The 12,999-nt window shown below is 53.6% G+C and carries 15 protein-coding genes; 10 read left to right on the top strand and 5 right to left on the bottom strand.

Features of this window, described 5'->3' with window-relative positions:
• The first annotated feature begins 127 nt into the window (after window positions 1-127).
• From B0D71_RS32365 to B0D71_RS13850, 4 genes are all read left to right on the top strand, one after another.
• Window positions 128-295, top strand: coding sequence for a DUF7693 family protein (locus B0D71_RS32365; protein WP_420825134.1), 168 nt, complete (start codon window positions 128-130; stop codon window positions 293-295).
• A 22-nt stretch (window positions 296-317) separates the two neighbouring features.
• Entirely contained in the window at window positions 318-1,112 is a 795-nt protein-coding gene (locus B0D71_RS13865) for an NYN domain-containing protein (protein ID WP_103395243.1), read from the top strand.
• A 384-nt stretch (window positions 1,113-1,496) separates the two neighbouring features.
• A complete protein-coding gene (locus B0D71_RS13855) occupies window positions 1,497-2,363 on the top strand; it encodes a patatin-like phospholipase family protein (protein ID WP_103395241.1) in 867 nt (288 codons plus the stop codon).
• Between the two features lie 254 nt (window positions 2,364-2,617).
• A complete protein-coding gene (locus B0D71_RS13850; RefSeq protein WP_103395274.1) occupies window positions 2,618-2,827 on the top strand; it encodes a hypothetical protein in 210 nt (69 codons plus the stop codon).
• Between the two features lie 67 nt (window positions 2,828-2,894).
• Here B0D71_RS13850 and B0D71_RS13845 read toward each other — a convergent pair whose 3' ends face one another.
• Window positions 2,895-3,536 carry a LysE family translocator gene (locus B0D71_RS13845; RefSeq protein WP_103395240.1) on the bottom strand — a complete coding sequence of 214 codons (642 nt, stop codon included), beginning with the start codon at window positions 3,534-3,536 and terminating at the stop codon, window positions 2,895-2,897.
• 219 nt (window positions 3,537-3,755) lie between these two features.
• The gene (locus B0D71_RS13840; RefSeq protein ID WP_103395239.1) at window positions 3,756-3,971 is read right to left on the bottom strand and encodes a hypothetical protein; all 216 of its coding nucleotides are present in this window, start codon (window positions 3,969-3,971) and stop codon (window positions 3,756-3,758) included.
• Window positions 3,972-4,325: 354 nt separating this feature from the next.
• Here B0D71_RS13840 and B0D71_RS13835 point away from each other — a divergent pair, with 354 nt between their 5' ends.
• The 6 genes from B0D71_RS13835 (at window position 4,326) to B0D71_RS13810 (ending at window position 9,352) form a co-directional block, all read left to right on the top strand.
• Window positions 4,326-4,886: a non-canonical purine NTP pyrophosphatase gene (locus tag B0D71_RS13835; RefSeq protein WP_103395238.1), complete on the top strand. Its 561-nt coding sequence runs from the start codon at window positions 4,326-4,328 to the stop codon at window positions 4,884-4,886.
• Window positions 4,883-5,680, top strand: a complete 798-nt coding sequence (locus B0D71_RS13830; RefSeq protein WP_103395237.1) for an SIR2 family protein — start codon at window positions 4,883-4,885, stop codon at window positions 5,678-5,680. The genes B0D71_RS13835 and B0D71_RS13830 overlap by 4 nt, the downstream gene beginning before the upstream one ends.
• Window positions 5,681-6,437: 757 nt before the next feature.
• On the top strand, window positions 6,438-7,247 hold the full coding sequence (locus tag B0D71_RS13825; protein ID WP_103395236.1) for a transporter substrate-binding domain-containing protein: 810 nt from the start codon (window positions 6,438-6,440) through the stop codon (window positions 7,245-7,247).
• 55 nt (window positions 7,248-7,302) lie between these two features.
• Window positions 7,303-7,977: an amino acid ABC transporter permease gene (locus B0D71_RS13820; protein ID WP_103395235.1), complete on the top strand. Its 675-nt coding sequence runs from the start codon at window positions 7,303-7,305 to the stop codon at window positions 7,975-7,977.
• Window positions 7,974-8,630: an amino acid ABC transporter permease gene (locus tag B0D71_RS13815; RefSeq protein WP_103395234.1), complete on the top strand. Its 657-nt coding sequence runs from the start codon at window positions 7,974-7,976 to the stop codon at window positions 8,628-8,630. Before B0D71_RS13820 ends, B0D71_RS13815 begins: the two co-directional genes overlap by 4 nt.
• Complete coding sequence (locus B0D71_RS13810; protein ID WP_103395233.1) at window positions 8,627-9,352, top strand: amino acid ABC transporter ATP-binding protein; 726 nt, start codon at window positions 8,627-8,629, stop codon at window positions 9,350-9,352. The genes B0D71_RS13815 and B0D71_RS13810 overlap by 4 nt, the downstream gene beginning before the upstream one ends.
• Before the next feature lie 45 nt (window positions 9,353-9,397).
• Here the strand turns inward: B0D71_RS13810 and B0D71_RS13805 are convergent, their stop codons facing one another.
• The 3 genes from B0D71_RS13805 to B0D71_RS13795 form a co-directional block, all read right to left on the bottom strand.
• Window positions 9,398-9,973, bottom strand: a complete 576-nt coding sequence (locus B0D71_RS13805; RefSeq protein WP_103395232.1) for a DUF1349 domain-containing protein — start codon at window positions 9,971-9,973, stop codon at window positions 9,398-9,400.
• A gap of 208 nt (window positions 9,974-10,181) precedes the next feature.
• Complete coding sequence (locus B0D71_RS13800; protein WP_103395231.1) at window positions 10,182-11,393, bottom strand: amino acid aminotransferase; 1,212 nt, start codon at window positions 11,391-11,393, stop codon at window positions 10,182-10,184.
• Entirely contained in the window at window positions 11,386-12,963 is a 1,578-nt protein-coding gene (locus B0D71_RS13795; RefSeq protein WP_103395230.1) for a phosphoenolpyruvate carboxykinase, read from the bottom strand. Before B0D71_RS13795 ends, B0D71_RS13800 begins: the two co-directional genes overlap by 8 nt.
• Window positions 12,964-12,999: the final 36 nt, after the last annotated feature.

Here is a 12,999-nt window from a genome sequence, read left to right as displayed (position 1 = left end):
TTCTACAAGATGCTGAAGGAGGTCGCGCTTGGTACACGAATGACGATCGCCCGAAATCAGTCCTGAAACGGAATCTATAACGGCCTCATGCCGGTTGAAATCAACGACTGGGTGCTCACGCTTTTCAATGACTTGCGACAGCTTGGATTTCTGCGAGGATTACAGTTCACCCAAGGGACGAGTTGGAACACTTTCAATCTGGCAGCGCTACAGCGTTGATCCGGGCGTACTTCTTAGTGGGTGGGAATACGAGCGACCGAAACCAAGATTAGTCCCTCGTTTGCAGGTATGGTGACACTTTCACTCAAGGATGAACCATGGCCACGCATACCTCCAATAACGCTCAGAAGCGCCTCGCAGTGTTGATCGACGCCGACAATGCCCCAGCAGCAATCGTCGAAGGACTGTTTGAAGAAATTGCTAAGTACGGTGTCGCCAGTGTCAAACGCATCTACGGCGACTGGACTGGCCCACATCTCGGAGGTTGGAAGAAAGTGCTGCTCGATCACTCGATTCAGCCCATCCAGCAATTCGCCTATACCAAAGGCAAAAACGCCACCGACAGCTCGCTTATCATCGATGCCATGGACTTGCTATACACCCGCCGTTTCGACGGATTTTGCCTAGTATCGAGCGACAGCGATTTCACTCGATTGGCTTCTCGATTACGTGAAGAGGGTTTAACCGTTTACGGGTTCGGCGAAGAGAAAACACCCAAGCCGTTCGTGGCCGCATGCGACAAATTCATTTACATCGAGTTACTCCGTGAGGATGTCGTTGCGCCCACCAACGGTGAGCCTAGTACCGCTTCCGCTGCGGCCCCTGATGTGGCAAAACCAGCAGTTGCTGAGCCTTCCAAAAAGCCTAAAGCACCGGTGGGCTTCATCGCCAAGATCATGGACGACATTGCTGACGAGGATGGCTGGGCACATTTAGGCGCGTTGGGCGCGAACATTACGAAACTACGTCCGGAGTTTGACCCACGCACTCATGGCTACAAAAAACTAAGCGACCTCATCAAAGGCTACCCGCAAGCGTTTGAGCTGCAAGCCAGAGACACATCAGGTGGCACGGCAGTGATGTACGCTCGTCACAAGCAGCCAAGCAAATGACAGTTTCGGCATGTGAAACCTTGGATGGGATAGGTGTGCACCGACTTAAGAATTGTTAGATAGCGCAGTCGTGGATTCCCGTTCAAAAAGTAGGTTTTGAAGGCGCTCCAGGTTAAGTCGCTGACTCTCAAACTCGGCTTCCTCTTGAGCCTGATAGGTGTTCTTGAGACGTAGTTTCTCTTCGTTGTCATAGACGTTCATTCCTATGGACGCAGTCTCGCAGTAGAACCGCGCTCCGTTACGCATTGATCCCGTTTCCATTGGGATTCAGCATCGTCCGGAACTCCAAGCTTGCGACGTCTCGATCATCTGGCGAGCACCCGGAAGTAACGCCGACCCGCCAGCTACACTGATTCGATACATTTCTGCACAGAGACTTCGACCATGGCGACCAAAACCGCAATCGTATTCGCTGGCGGCGGCAGCTTGGGTGCTGTCCAAGTGGGTATGTTGCGGGCCTTGGTCGAGGCCAACATTCCATTCGACATGGTGGTGGGCGCTTCGGTGGGTGCCATCAACGGTGCCTATTTTGCCGCAAGACCCGATTCCGAAGGCGTCGAGGCGCTCGCCAATTTCTGGCGGGGCCTACGTAAAACAGACATCTTTCCCCTGTCCTGGCTCGATACCTGTAGAGGACTGATCAAACGGCGTAGTTTTCTGTTGCAGCCGGCGTCTTTGAACCAACTGTTGGATCAGGCACTGCCTATACACCGCATTGAGGATGCGGCGTTGCCCCTGCACATCGTCACCACTGACCTGCTGAGCGGTGCCGAGACCGTTCTGTCCAGTGGCGAACTCCGACAGGCATTACTGGCTAGTGCTGCCATCCCGCTGGTGTTCCCCTGCGTAAAGATTGCCGATCAATTCCTGATTGACGGTGGCGTGGCAAGCAATACACCTATCTCAACTGCCTTAGCCTTGGGAGCCACCAACATCGTGGTACTCCCCACCGGCGTGAGTTGCGCCCTAACACAACCGCCTCGAGGCCTGGTCGCCTTAGCCCTGCACACCGTCAATCTGATGAGCATGCGCCAACTGGTGAGCGACATCGAACACTTCCGCACTCTCACCAGCCTGCACATCGTCCCGCCCTTGTGCCCTGTGGATGTCTCGGTGTTCAACTTTGACCAGACCGAGTCTTTGCTGCAGCGCGCCTATACGCAGACCCTCCGGTGGCTCGAGCGTGGGGGGCTCGAACGCACCAAGGTACCTGGTGCCCTGACCATCCATTCACATGCCCATGAGCATTGAGTGATGTGGATTACCTATAACAGAGGCCCTCAACACTCCGTGCAATGTTGCGAGAGTACCTGGAGAGGTTGAGCATGCCCCACTTCGATGTTGACCTATGCCGAGTGTCCCGTGAGCACTACATCACCGGGAAAGCCGCGATCAGTTTCCAGCTAGTGGGGTCACGCGGACTCAAGATTGTGTTCCGCCCTTCTGAAAGCGTCCCACCTCATTTTTCCTCCTGCTACGCTGACCTCTTCCACGGAGGAATCACAATGTCGAACGCTGACCTGCTCCCTTCCCTACTGTCCAAAATCTATCAAAACCAACTCGCACTTGAGGCTGCCATTATGGAGCTGACGCTATGGGTCGAGCAGCGCGGATCAGCAGAGGTCGCCAGCAACGTGCGCGGTGCTTTGGACACCATCAGCAAGAACGAAGAGTCCATCAATATGACGCTTGCGGTGCTCATGACGCCAGAGTGAGTAGTTCTCGAGTTAGGTTGGCTAGCCGGGCCTTGTTGGCCCGAAGGAGCGACTAGCTGCCCTCCTCTTATGCAGCCTGTCGACGCATGGTCAGGATGGCGGCCCCGAAGCAGATGAACGTCGACCCTACCACCCGACTGACCCACCGGGACAAGTCAGGCCGCGTCAGCACGCCCTTGGCTCGGGAGGCGAGCGCGGCATACAGGCTCAGCGACGCAACCGACAACGCCATGAAGATCGAGGTGAGGATCAGGAATTGTGGCAGCAACGTCGCGCTCTGGTCGATGAATTGCGGGAACAGCGCAGTGAAGAACATCGTCGCCTTAGGGTTGGTCACTGCCGTCAGGAAAGCCGATTTGTACAACTTTAAGCGAGTAGGCCTGCTCTTCTTCGAGCCATCCTGCATACCGTCCGCGAGCATCGGGCTCTTTGTGAACAACTGCCTTAGCCCCAGGTAGAACAGGTAGCCGGCACCGATGATCTTCACCGCATTGAACAGCCATTCGGAACTGGCAAGCAACGCCCCCAAGCCCAGCATAGCAGCGGCCGACAGGCAAAACAGACCACTAGCATTACCAAAAGACGACCACACTGCGCTGCGCTGTCCATGGGCCAGACTGTTGTTGATCGCCATCAGGGTCGCAGGCCCTGGACTCGCAATGGCAATCGCAGCGACCAAGGTAAAAGCAAGAATCGAGTGAAACTCCATTTTCAAAGCTCGTAGTGGGTTTTGTTGCATGTTACAGGAGGTGATGAGCCTGCAAGCAACAAGTCACTCGGCTAGACCAGACTTCGCCATTAATTTACGACCGACATTATCGGCACTTAGATCTGCCTGAACAGCACTGCAACGACTACCCACCGCAGTTGCCGAGGTATGCCTTCTGAGCAGCGTCACGATTACTGCAGTCAGATTGCTTGAGGCCGGTCAGGCGAGTTTGATGGCACCACCTTGGATATCATCACGCGCCATTCGCAAGTCATTGGCGTCCTGATTGAGCCTGTGAATCAAGTTATGCAATCGCTGACGTAATACCTCGTCTTGAAGCGGCTCAGCTGCGCGCATCACGTCAAGCGCAGCGACCTCATTGTTGGTGGCGACTGAGTCGAGCAACTTGCGCATGCTTCTTGACGGTCGATTCATCCCTTGCCCCTTCAATTTTCAGTGACGCGAATCATATGGCCGAAATGTTTCGTCTGCGTTTCAAAGGCACGGCTACGGTTGCCGAAAGAAGAGCTGACACAGAAGCCGCAATCGGCGGTCTTCCAAGATCTGGACACTCAGAATGCGCACCTCGGAATGCTGGGTTCGGCCGGGCCCGGGCCCGAAGGAGCGATTTCGGCAAGCATGGACTACCGTTTGTTATCTGCTCAAATCAGCTAGCAACAATCGAGCGTAGATTGAATGAAGATCACATGTCCGCATTAGGCTGAGGAGTTGCAAATCGTTCAGCAACACGCAGTTGCATGAACGCTATCCCCTCATCAGAGGTTAGTCATGAAGATAAGATTTTTGTCAGGCAACCAGCACAAGCTCGAAGAGGTACGAAAAATTCTTGAGCCTGCCGGCGTTGAGGTGCTCGCAGTCAAAGAGAAAATTGAGGAGCTTCAGACGGAGGACGTCGAGCGCCTTGTTCGTGACAAGCTTTCAAAGGCGTTTTCAATAATTGGAAGACCTCTGTTTGTCGAGCACACAGGACTGTACCTCGCGGGAATGAACGGCCTTCCTGCAGGCCTTACCCAGATTTTTTGGGACAAGCTCGAAGCTGACAAATTCACGGCCCTGGTGCGAGGATTGGGTGATGCCTCAGTAACCGCGAAAACTGTTCTTGGGTATTGTGATGGTCGACAAATTCACATGTTCTCAGGTGAGGTTCAGGGGACGGTGCCTGCAGCGCCAGCAGGGCCAAGAGATTTTCAGTGGGATTGCGTGTTCATTCCAAATGGGCATACCGAGACATTTGCTGAAATGGGCGAGCGTAAAAACGAAATCTCGATGAGGCGCAAAGCATTGGATGCCTTCGCAGAGTTCCTTAAGTCAGAAAAGGGAATGGCATGAAAGCTCAACTGCGGCACGCATATCAGACCGGCAAGCTCGTCCTGTTCGCAGGTGCTGGGGTTTCCGCGAATCTCGGGCTTCCTTCATGGAGCCAGCTCACTTCCAGGCTTGCCAATGAGCTGGGATATGACCCGGAGATATTTGCATCGTATGGCAACCATCTCGCCCTAGCTGAGTTCTATCGCAGAAAAAAAGGCACCTTAGGGCCGCTTCGAAGTTGGATGGACAGGGAGTGGCATAAAGAGGGCATTGATATCGGAGGCTCAGAAATTCACCGACTCATCGCCCAAGGGAATTTCTCGAAGATCTACACGACGAATTACGACCGGTGGCTTGAGCTTGCTCACGATTATTACGGCATTCCTTATACCAAGGTGGCAAGCGTGGCGGACTTGGTCACGGCGCAAGAAGGTTGTCGCGAAATCGTTAAATTCCACGGCGACTTTGATGACGACGCCTCAATCGTACTCGATGAAACCAGCTACTACGAAAGGCTCGACTTTGAGTCACCGCTCGACATCAAGCTGCGCCACGATGTGTTGGGCAACTCGGTGCTGTTCATCGGGTACAGCATTTCCGACCTCAACATTCGATTGCTCTTTTACCGCTTGACCAAAATGTGGGGCAATCATGCTCGCGCTCCGGCGCGACCGAAGTCATATCTGTTCACCAACCGACCTAATCCAGTGGCAGAAGAGGTGCTCGGACACTGGGGGATAGAGATGCTGGTATCAGAAGAGGATGACAGGCAAACAGCTTTGACGGAGTTTCTTGCAGAGTTGGTTCAGCGGTAAAAAATTGAGCACAGCACAAGTTTTCAGGCAGTTCTTGAGCGTTCCCAATTAAATTTTCGTAGGGGGGAATGTGACGATTCGCTATTACTCAGACCGCGCTCTTGGAAATTTGAATGGGCCGGGGAATTACCAAGTGGTGCGCCATACATAATAGGCGCGCTTAGCTCCGGTGTTTTTTGATCACTCAGAAACAGATATTGGGGCACAGCTTCTGACCTGAGCGCGCGCTGGGCATTCGCTGGAAAATGTCGTCAGCTGGGTCGCACGTGGTTCTTTCTAACGACCGATGTCGATTGCCTATAGCCGTGAACGCCCGGGATCAAAAGGTACAAAAGCATTTCTATTGTGCCCCCCACCTCTCCGGACGATCCAGGGTGTGTAGTGTTCCCTAGATCTTGCGCATCCAAATCTCTTGGAGCTGCCATGAGTGATGTCCTGTTCCTCTCATCGCGCAGCGCACATGACGGTGTTACGAATTGACCATTCAAGCGCCCACCTTAGTAATCGTTTACACAATCATGCACCAATATAGCGCGCAAATTTACGACGGGCGGCTGCGGTTAGCCCTCTCGCAAAAAACTAAAAGAAAACCTGATTGCGCTAAATCCTTTTAAAAACAATGAGATAATGATTACAAAATCATGACTAAACATCGTAACTGACCGTCTGGCGTCACTGCTTCAGCAGATCTGGCACACGTTCTGCTATCTACAATGTAATGGTTTACAAGCGGTAACACTAACGCGGGGACTAAGTCATGAAAGCAAGTCAGAAATTGAGCATCACCGCCGCCATGGTCGCCATCATGACCGTTGCGACACCTGTAATGGCCGACAAGCTAGACGATGTGATCTCTTCAGGAGAGCTCAAATGTGGGGTCATGCTGGATTATCCACCTAATGGCTTCAGGGATTCTGCAAACAACCCAGCTGGTTATGACGTTGAGTACTGCCTGGATCTGGCCAAGGCTCTTGGTGTCAAACCGATGATTGTTGAAACGTCATCTCCGCAGCGGATTCCAGCGCTGCTGTCGAGCCAGGTAGACATCTCGATTGCGAGCGCAACCATCACACTCGAACGTGCGAAAACGGTTGCCTTCACGACTCCCTACTCCTCCTATAGTTTCGTCGTAGTCTCACGCAAAGACTCCAACATCAAATCCTTTGATGACCTGAAAGGAAAAAAGGTCGCTGGTGTGCGCGGCGCTGCTGAAGATGCTCTGTTCCAAGCTTACTTTAAGCAATGGAATGATGCAGAGGGCAAGTATCTAACCGTCAGTAATGATAGCGACCGGAACCTGGCCTTGGCCCAAGGAAAAGTTGACGCATTCATCGTCAACGTCCAAGCCGCGATTGAGTTGACTAAGCTGCCTCAGTTCCAAGCCTTTCATACTTGCTGCGATGCCCCTTTCCCCAAAGACACCGTCGGAATGATGGTGACCCGCGATAGCACCGACTTCCTTCGCTTCACAAACCTTTTCCTGCATCAGCAGCAAGTCACCGGCCGATATACCGAGCTCTACAAAAAGTGGTACCAGGCAGACGCTCCTGCCTTAGACAAGCTTTAAGCACGTAGAGGGTGCGAGCCGCAAGCTCGCACCTTAATGAACGAGGAGCGACGCTATGAATTATCACTTCCAATGGACACCGGTGTGGCGGGCTTTTCCTGACTTACTACCCGGTCTGATCATGACTGTGCAATTGACGCTCCTATCATTTGCACTGGGGGCTTTGATTGCGTTTGTGCTGGCATGGGGCAAGTCTTCGAGTAACAAATCCGCGAAAGCAGTGTGTGTCACCTGGATTGAGATCGCGCGAAACACGCCGTGCTTGTTCCAGATCTACATGGCGTATTTCGGGCTGGGTGCCATTGGTGTGGATGTGAACTCCTTCTACGCAGTGCTAGGAGCCATTACGTTCAACACCGCGGGCTACCTGGCCGAGGTTATTCGCGGAGGAATCGACGGCGTGGATCCGCGGCAATATCGGGCGGGTGCCGCATTGGGGATGAACCGCTGGCAAACATTCAGCCGAATTATCCTTCCACAATTGGTGCCCTTGATTCTTCCTGGCGCAGGCAATCAGTTGATCTGGAGCCTTCTCAATACCTCGTTGGGTATGGTGGTGGGTCTTCAGGAACTGACAGGCGCAACCTATACAGCCCAGTCTCTAACTTTCCGTTCATTTGAATTTTTCATCGCAACGGCAATCGTTTACTACGCCTTGGCCAAACTCGTGACCTTGGCGCTTTACGGTGCGGCACGACTGTATGGCGGAAAAAGGAGGGTTCAAGCATGAACAGTGTGCCGCTATTTTCTGGCCTTCAGCCAAACGACCTTATCTTCCTTCTCCAGGGTGCCGGACACACGCTCTGGTTAGCACTATGGGCAATCGTCCTAGGCTCCGTACTGGGATTTTTGATGGGCTGGCTCAGATCGGTATCCAGAGTCGGAAATAGCCTGATCGTCGTGTTGGTGGATGTATCTCGCTCCGTTCCCCTACTCATCCAATTGATCGTATTGAACGCGGCTCTTGCCGCCTTTCGTTATCCCCTAAGCCCCTTCTACTGCAGTGCTGTCGTGCTGACTCTGTATATGGCTTCGTTCTGCTCGGAGATCTACAAAGGAGGATTTGAATCAGTACCTCAAAACCTGCAGAAGGCAGCACGCTCACTCGGCATGAGCTATCTCCAAGCGTTCGCCAATGTGACGGTACCGATCATGCTTCGACGCACATTTGCATCTTGGATCGGTATTGTTTTGGGCGTGCTCAAAGACACTTCATTGGCAGCCGTTATTGGCTACATCGAGCTTCTTCGCGGATCACAAATCATCGTCACCCGAACCCAGGAGCCCCTACTGGTCTTACTCATCGTCGGTATTTTTTACTTCCTGCTGTGCTACCCCATCGCTCGCCTGGGCGCCAAAGTTGAAAAAGGACTGGGTCAATGATCGAAATCAAGAACGTCCACAAATCCTACGGCAACCTGAACATTTTGAAGGGTGTCGACATGAGCGTTGAAAAGGGTGAAGTCGTGTCCATTATCGGCCCGAGCGGATCTGGAAAATCAACGTTGCTTCAGTGCATAAATGGATTGGAAAGCATCAGTGACGGCAATATTTGCGTCGATGGTGTTAATGTTTTTTCGCGAGCCACCGATCTCAATGCGCTGCGAGCAAACGTGGGAATAGTGTTCCAGCAATACAATGTCTTCCCTCACCTTTCGGTGCTCGACAATGCCGCCTTGGCTCTCAAAGTTGTGCGCAAGATGAAACGAAAAAGCGCAGAGGAAGTGGCGTACGCGCAGCTCGAAAAAGTAGGTTTGGGCGACAAGGCGTCGATGTCCCCCACTCAGCTTTCTGGAGGACAACAACAGCGCTTGGCAATTGCTCGAGCGCTAGCGATGCAACCCCGCTACATGCTTTTTGATGAAGTCACTGCAGCGCTTGATCCTCAACTGGTACGTGAGGTTCTGGATACGCTGTTGATGCTCTCGACGGAAGGGATGACGATGGTGCTGGTCACTCATGAAATCGCTTTCGCGCGAGAGGTCTCCAGCCGGGTCGCATTCTTCGACGCCGGAAAGATCGCAGAAATTGGCCCACCAAGGCAGGTGATCGATTCACCCAAAAATGAACGGACGCAGCAATTCCTTTCCCATCAGATTCACTGACTAGGGAGCGACGGCGACGCAACCTTCATGGCGTCGCCGCATCTCTCAGCTGAGATCATGTAACTCTTTTTTCAATGCAGGCCCGACAATGAACTCACTGAAGCTCAAGCGCAGTCCCCTTCGCTCAGGTGTGCAGCACATGGGGCCTACCAGATAGTGCTCTGCAACCGGGAACGCCGCGAGCCGCACTAGCGGCCAAACAATATAATCCTCAGAAATCTGAACGCGAACAGAACCCTGGGCTACCGTGATGCGGAGCCAAAACTCATTACCACGTGTCAATGCCGAGCTAACAGCCCAATCTGATAGGCCATTAGTCAATACGCTGCTGCTCACGACTGCTTCGTCGTTCACCTCCACGCCCGCTTTGATCCAGCGCTGGTCATCGATGAGTACCATCAACCCAGCTTGGTCATATAGCTCTTTGAAATCGCCTTTTACACGGATCTGCGCTGTGAAATCGCCGATAACCTTGGCTCCAAAGAAATGGCCGCTATGACGAAAAAACCCATAGTAGGTACCTCGCCAAAAATCGGTATTGGCATCCGTCGTGACGGACAACTCACGTCCATCGGTTGACCAGATCTTGGGCTCGTTAAGCCACTGGCACGAATCAAACATTGCCTGCCCTTCCAATGCTGAGGCGCAAGCCTCCAAGGTAAATTGCTTCCGATAGAAGCACACCTGACTAGGTAAATGGTAAGGCCTTGGTACACGATCCAAGACTCGACGGTAACTGGATGACGATGGAGGAGCCTTTTACAGCAATAGAATTGACCGAGCCCGTGTAAAAACGGGCTCGGTCATACTCAACCTCAGATCTACACAATCAAGCGCATTCTCGAATGCCATATGTCCTGGCCATTGCCTCAGCAACCTGATCAATATTTTGAGGATTCAATCCAGACATACAGATCCGACCACTACCGATAAGGTAAACACGGCGCTCGACCTTCAGGCGCATCACCTGATCGGCGTTGAAGCCGGTATAGCTAAACATACCCTGCTGAGTCAGAAAAAAACTGAAATCTCGATCAGGTAAAGCAGTACTCAATCTCGCCACTAACGCTTTGCGCATTTCGACGATGCGCAGACGCATAGTCTCCACCTCCGCAATCCAGGACGCTTTGAGTTCCGGCTGAGCCAAGACTGCTGAGACGATCTGCGCCCCATGTCGAGGTGGGCTCGAATAGTTTTGCCGAATCGTTGCCTTAAGCTGTCCCAGAACCTTGTCAGCTGTAGGCTCATCCTGGCACACCACTGAAAGCCCCCCTACTCGCTCGCCATATAGGGAAAAGATTTTCGAGAAAGAGTTGCTGACCAAGCAGCTGACACCTGCTTGAGCCATTGATCTAATGGCATACGCATCCTCGTCCATACCAACGCCAAACCCTTGGTAGGCAATATCCAGAAAAGGAATTAACTCTCTTGCTTTTACGATCGACGTCACCAAATCCCATTGATCAGGGGTCAGGTCAGCACCCGTTGGGTTGTGACAGCAAGGATGAAGCACGAGAATACTTTGCGCTGGAAGACGTTCCAGAGCTTGAACCATCGCTGCGAAATCTACCGTCCCTGAAGCAGCGTCAAAGTAGGGATAGGTATTCACCCTAAAGCCAGCGCCAGCAAATATTGAATGATGGTTTTGCCAGGTCGGATCACTGACCCAAACTTGTGAATTGGGGTAATAGCGATTGAGGAAGTCAGCGCCAATCTTGAGCGCGCCGGAGCCCCCAATCGTTTGTACCGTTGCAACCCTATTCGATTTGACCGCGGGATGCCCCATACCAAACAGCAAGCCCTGCACACCCTCACGGTATTCGGCGAGACCTTCCATAGGCAGGTACAGAGATGCATGCTGCCCAGTCTCGAAGAGATTCATCTCTGCTTCACGCGCAGCAGATGGTAAAGGTATCTCACCGTGATTATCGTAATAAAGGCCAATACTCAGGTTGACCTTGTCTGCCCGCGGATCTTTTTCAAAGGCTTCGATCAAGGACAAAATAGGGTCACCGGCATAGGCTTGAACATGGTTAAACATAGTCGCAACTCCCAGAATATTGCGGTTTAACGCAGGCCGGGCCTGCCGTTCTGATTGACTCGCTGACATCAAACTTCTTGAAGTTCTCGATGAACAGGCCGGCCAGTGCTTTGGCGGCTTTGTCGTAGGCGGCTACGTCGGCCCAGGTGTTACGTGGGTTCAGCAGGCCAGTCTCAACGCCTGGCACGGCCAGTGGCACGTCGAGGTTAATGGTGTCCAGGTGCTCGGTCTCGGTACCGATCAGCGCGCCGCTCTGGATCGCTGCGATCACCGCACGGGTGGTCGGGATGCTGAAGCGCTTGCCGACGCCGTAGCCGCCGCCAGTCCAGCCAGTGTTGACCAGGTAGACCTTGGAGCCGAAGCCGCGAATGCGCTTGATCAGCAGCTCTGCGTATTCGCCAGCCGGACGTGGGAAGAACGGTGCGCCGAAGCAGGTGGAGAAAGTCGACTTGATGCCGCTGCCCGAACCCATTTCAGTCGAGCCCACCAGAGCGGTGTAACCGGACAAGAAGTGGTAGGCCGCTTGCTCTTCGTTGAGGATCGACACTGGCGGCAGCACGCCGGTCAGGTCGCAGGTCAGGAAGATCACAGCGTTCGGTTCGCCACCGAGGTTCTTCTCGGAGCGCTTGGCAACGTGCTCCAGCGGGTAGGCGGCGCGGCTGTTCTGGGTCAGGCTGACATCGGTGTAGTCGGCGTGCTTGGCGTCATCGATAACGACGTTTTCCAGCACTGCGCCGTGCTTGATGGCTTTCCAGATAACCGGCTCGTTCTTCTCGGACAGGTCGATGCACTTGGCATAGCAACCGCCTTCGATGTTGAACACCACGCCCTCGCCCCAGCCGTGCTCGTCGTCACCGATCAGGTAACGGCTTTCGTCAGCGGACAGGGTGGTCTTGCCGGTACCCGACAGACCGAAGAACAGGGTCACGTCGCCCTCTTCGCCGATGTTGGCCGCGCAGTGCATTGGCAGCACGTCGGCGGCCGGCAGCAGGAAGTTCTGCACCGAGAACATGGCTTTCTTCATTTCACCGGCGTAACGCATGCCGGCGATCAGCACTTTCTTCTGGGCGAAGTTGAGGATCACGCAGCCGTCGGAGTTGGTGCCGTCACGCTCTGGCACGCACTCGAAGTTGGCAACGTTGAGCACTTGCCACTCGTCACGACCCGCCGGGTTGTACTGAGCCGGGTTGATGAACAGGCAACGGCCGAACAGGTTCTGCCAGGCAGTCTGGGTGGTCATCTTCACGGCCAGGTAGTGCTCGGAAGCCGCACCTACATGCACGTGGGAAACGAAATGCTCTTGCGCGTTGTTGAATGCCTCAACGCGAGCCCACAGGGCGTCGAACTTGTCGGCCGGGAACTTGCGGTTGATCGGGCCCCAGGCGATGGCGGCCTGGGTGCTTGGCTCTTCAACGATGAAACGATCGACTGGCGAACGGCCGGTACGGTGACCGGTACGAACAACCAGTGCGCCGGTATCGGACAATTCGCCCTCTTTGCGAAGAATCGCTTCATTTATCAAACATTCGACACTGAGGTCGGTATAAGTGGCAGGCGAAAAATTTGTCAAAACAGTCTCCAACCCGGGCTTCGATCACGCACGAAA

This window comes from Pseudomonas laurylsulfativorans (genome assembly GCF_002906155.1).
GTDB lineage: Bacteria > Pseudomonadota > Gammaproteobacteria > Pseudomonadales > Pseudomonadaceae > Aquipseudomonas > Aquipseudomonas laurylsulfativorans.
The sequence above is the reverse complement of the archived record's forward strand: the minus strand, read 5'-3'. Positions and strand labels throughout refer to the sequence as shown.

Coding starts and splice junctions, on each gene's coding strand:
- B0D71_RS32365 (WP_420825134.1), top strand. CDS start 128: ATGACTTGCGACAGCTTGGATTTCTGCGAGGATTACAGTTCACCCAAG.
- B0D71_RS13865 (WP_103395243.1), top strand. CDS start 318: ATGGCCACGCATACCTCCAATAACGCTCAGAAGCGCCTCGCAGTGTTG.
- B0D71_RS13855 (WP_103395241.1), top strand. CDS start 1,497: ATGGCGACCAAAACCGCAATCGTATTCGCTGGCGGCGGCAGCTTGGGT.
- B0D71_RS13850 (WP_103395274.1), top strand. CDS start 2,618: ATGTCGAACGCTGACCTGCTCCCTTCCCTACTGTCCAAAATCTATCAA.
- B0D71_RS13845 (WP_103395240.1), bottom strand. CDS start 3,536: ATGGAGTTTCACTCGATTCTTGCTTTTACCTTGGTCGCTGCGATTGCC.
- B0D71_RS13840 (WP_103395239.1), bottom strand. CDS start 3,971: ATGAATCGACCGTCAAGAAGCATGCGCAAGTTGCTCGACTCAGTCGCC.
- B0D71_RS13835 (WP_103395238.1), top strand. CDS start 4,326: ATGAAGATAAGATTTTTGTCAGGCAACCAGCACAAGCTCGAAGAGGTA.
- B0D71_RS13830 (WP_103395237.1), top strand. CDS start 4,883: ATGAAAGCTCAACTGCGGCACGCATATCAGACCGGCAAGCTCGTCCTG.
- B0D71_RS13825 (WP_103395236.1), top strand. CDS start 6,438: ATGAAAGCAAGTCAGAAATTGAGCATCACCGCCGCCATGGTCGCCATC.
- B0D71_RS13820 (WP_103395235.1), top strand. CDS start 7,303: ATGAATTATCACTTCCAATGGACACCGGTGTGGCGGGCTTTTCCTGAC.
- B0D71_RS13815 (WP_103395234.1), top strand. CDS start 7,974: ATGAACAGTGTGCCGCTATTTTCTGGCCTTCAGCCAAACGACCTTATC.
- B0D71_RS13810 (WP_103395233.1), top strand. CDS start 8,627: ATGATCGAAATCAAGAACGTCCACAAATCCTACGGCAACCTGAACATT.
- B0D71_RS13805 (WP_103395232.1), bottom strand. CDS start 9,973: ATGTTTGATTCGTGCCAGTGGCTTAACGAGCCCAAGATCTGGTCAACC.
- B0D71_RS13800 (WP_103395231.1), bottom strand. CDS start 11,393: ATGTTTAACCATGTTCAAGCCTATGCCGGTGACCCTATTTTGTCCTTG.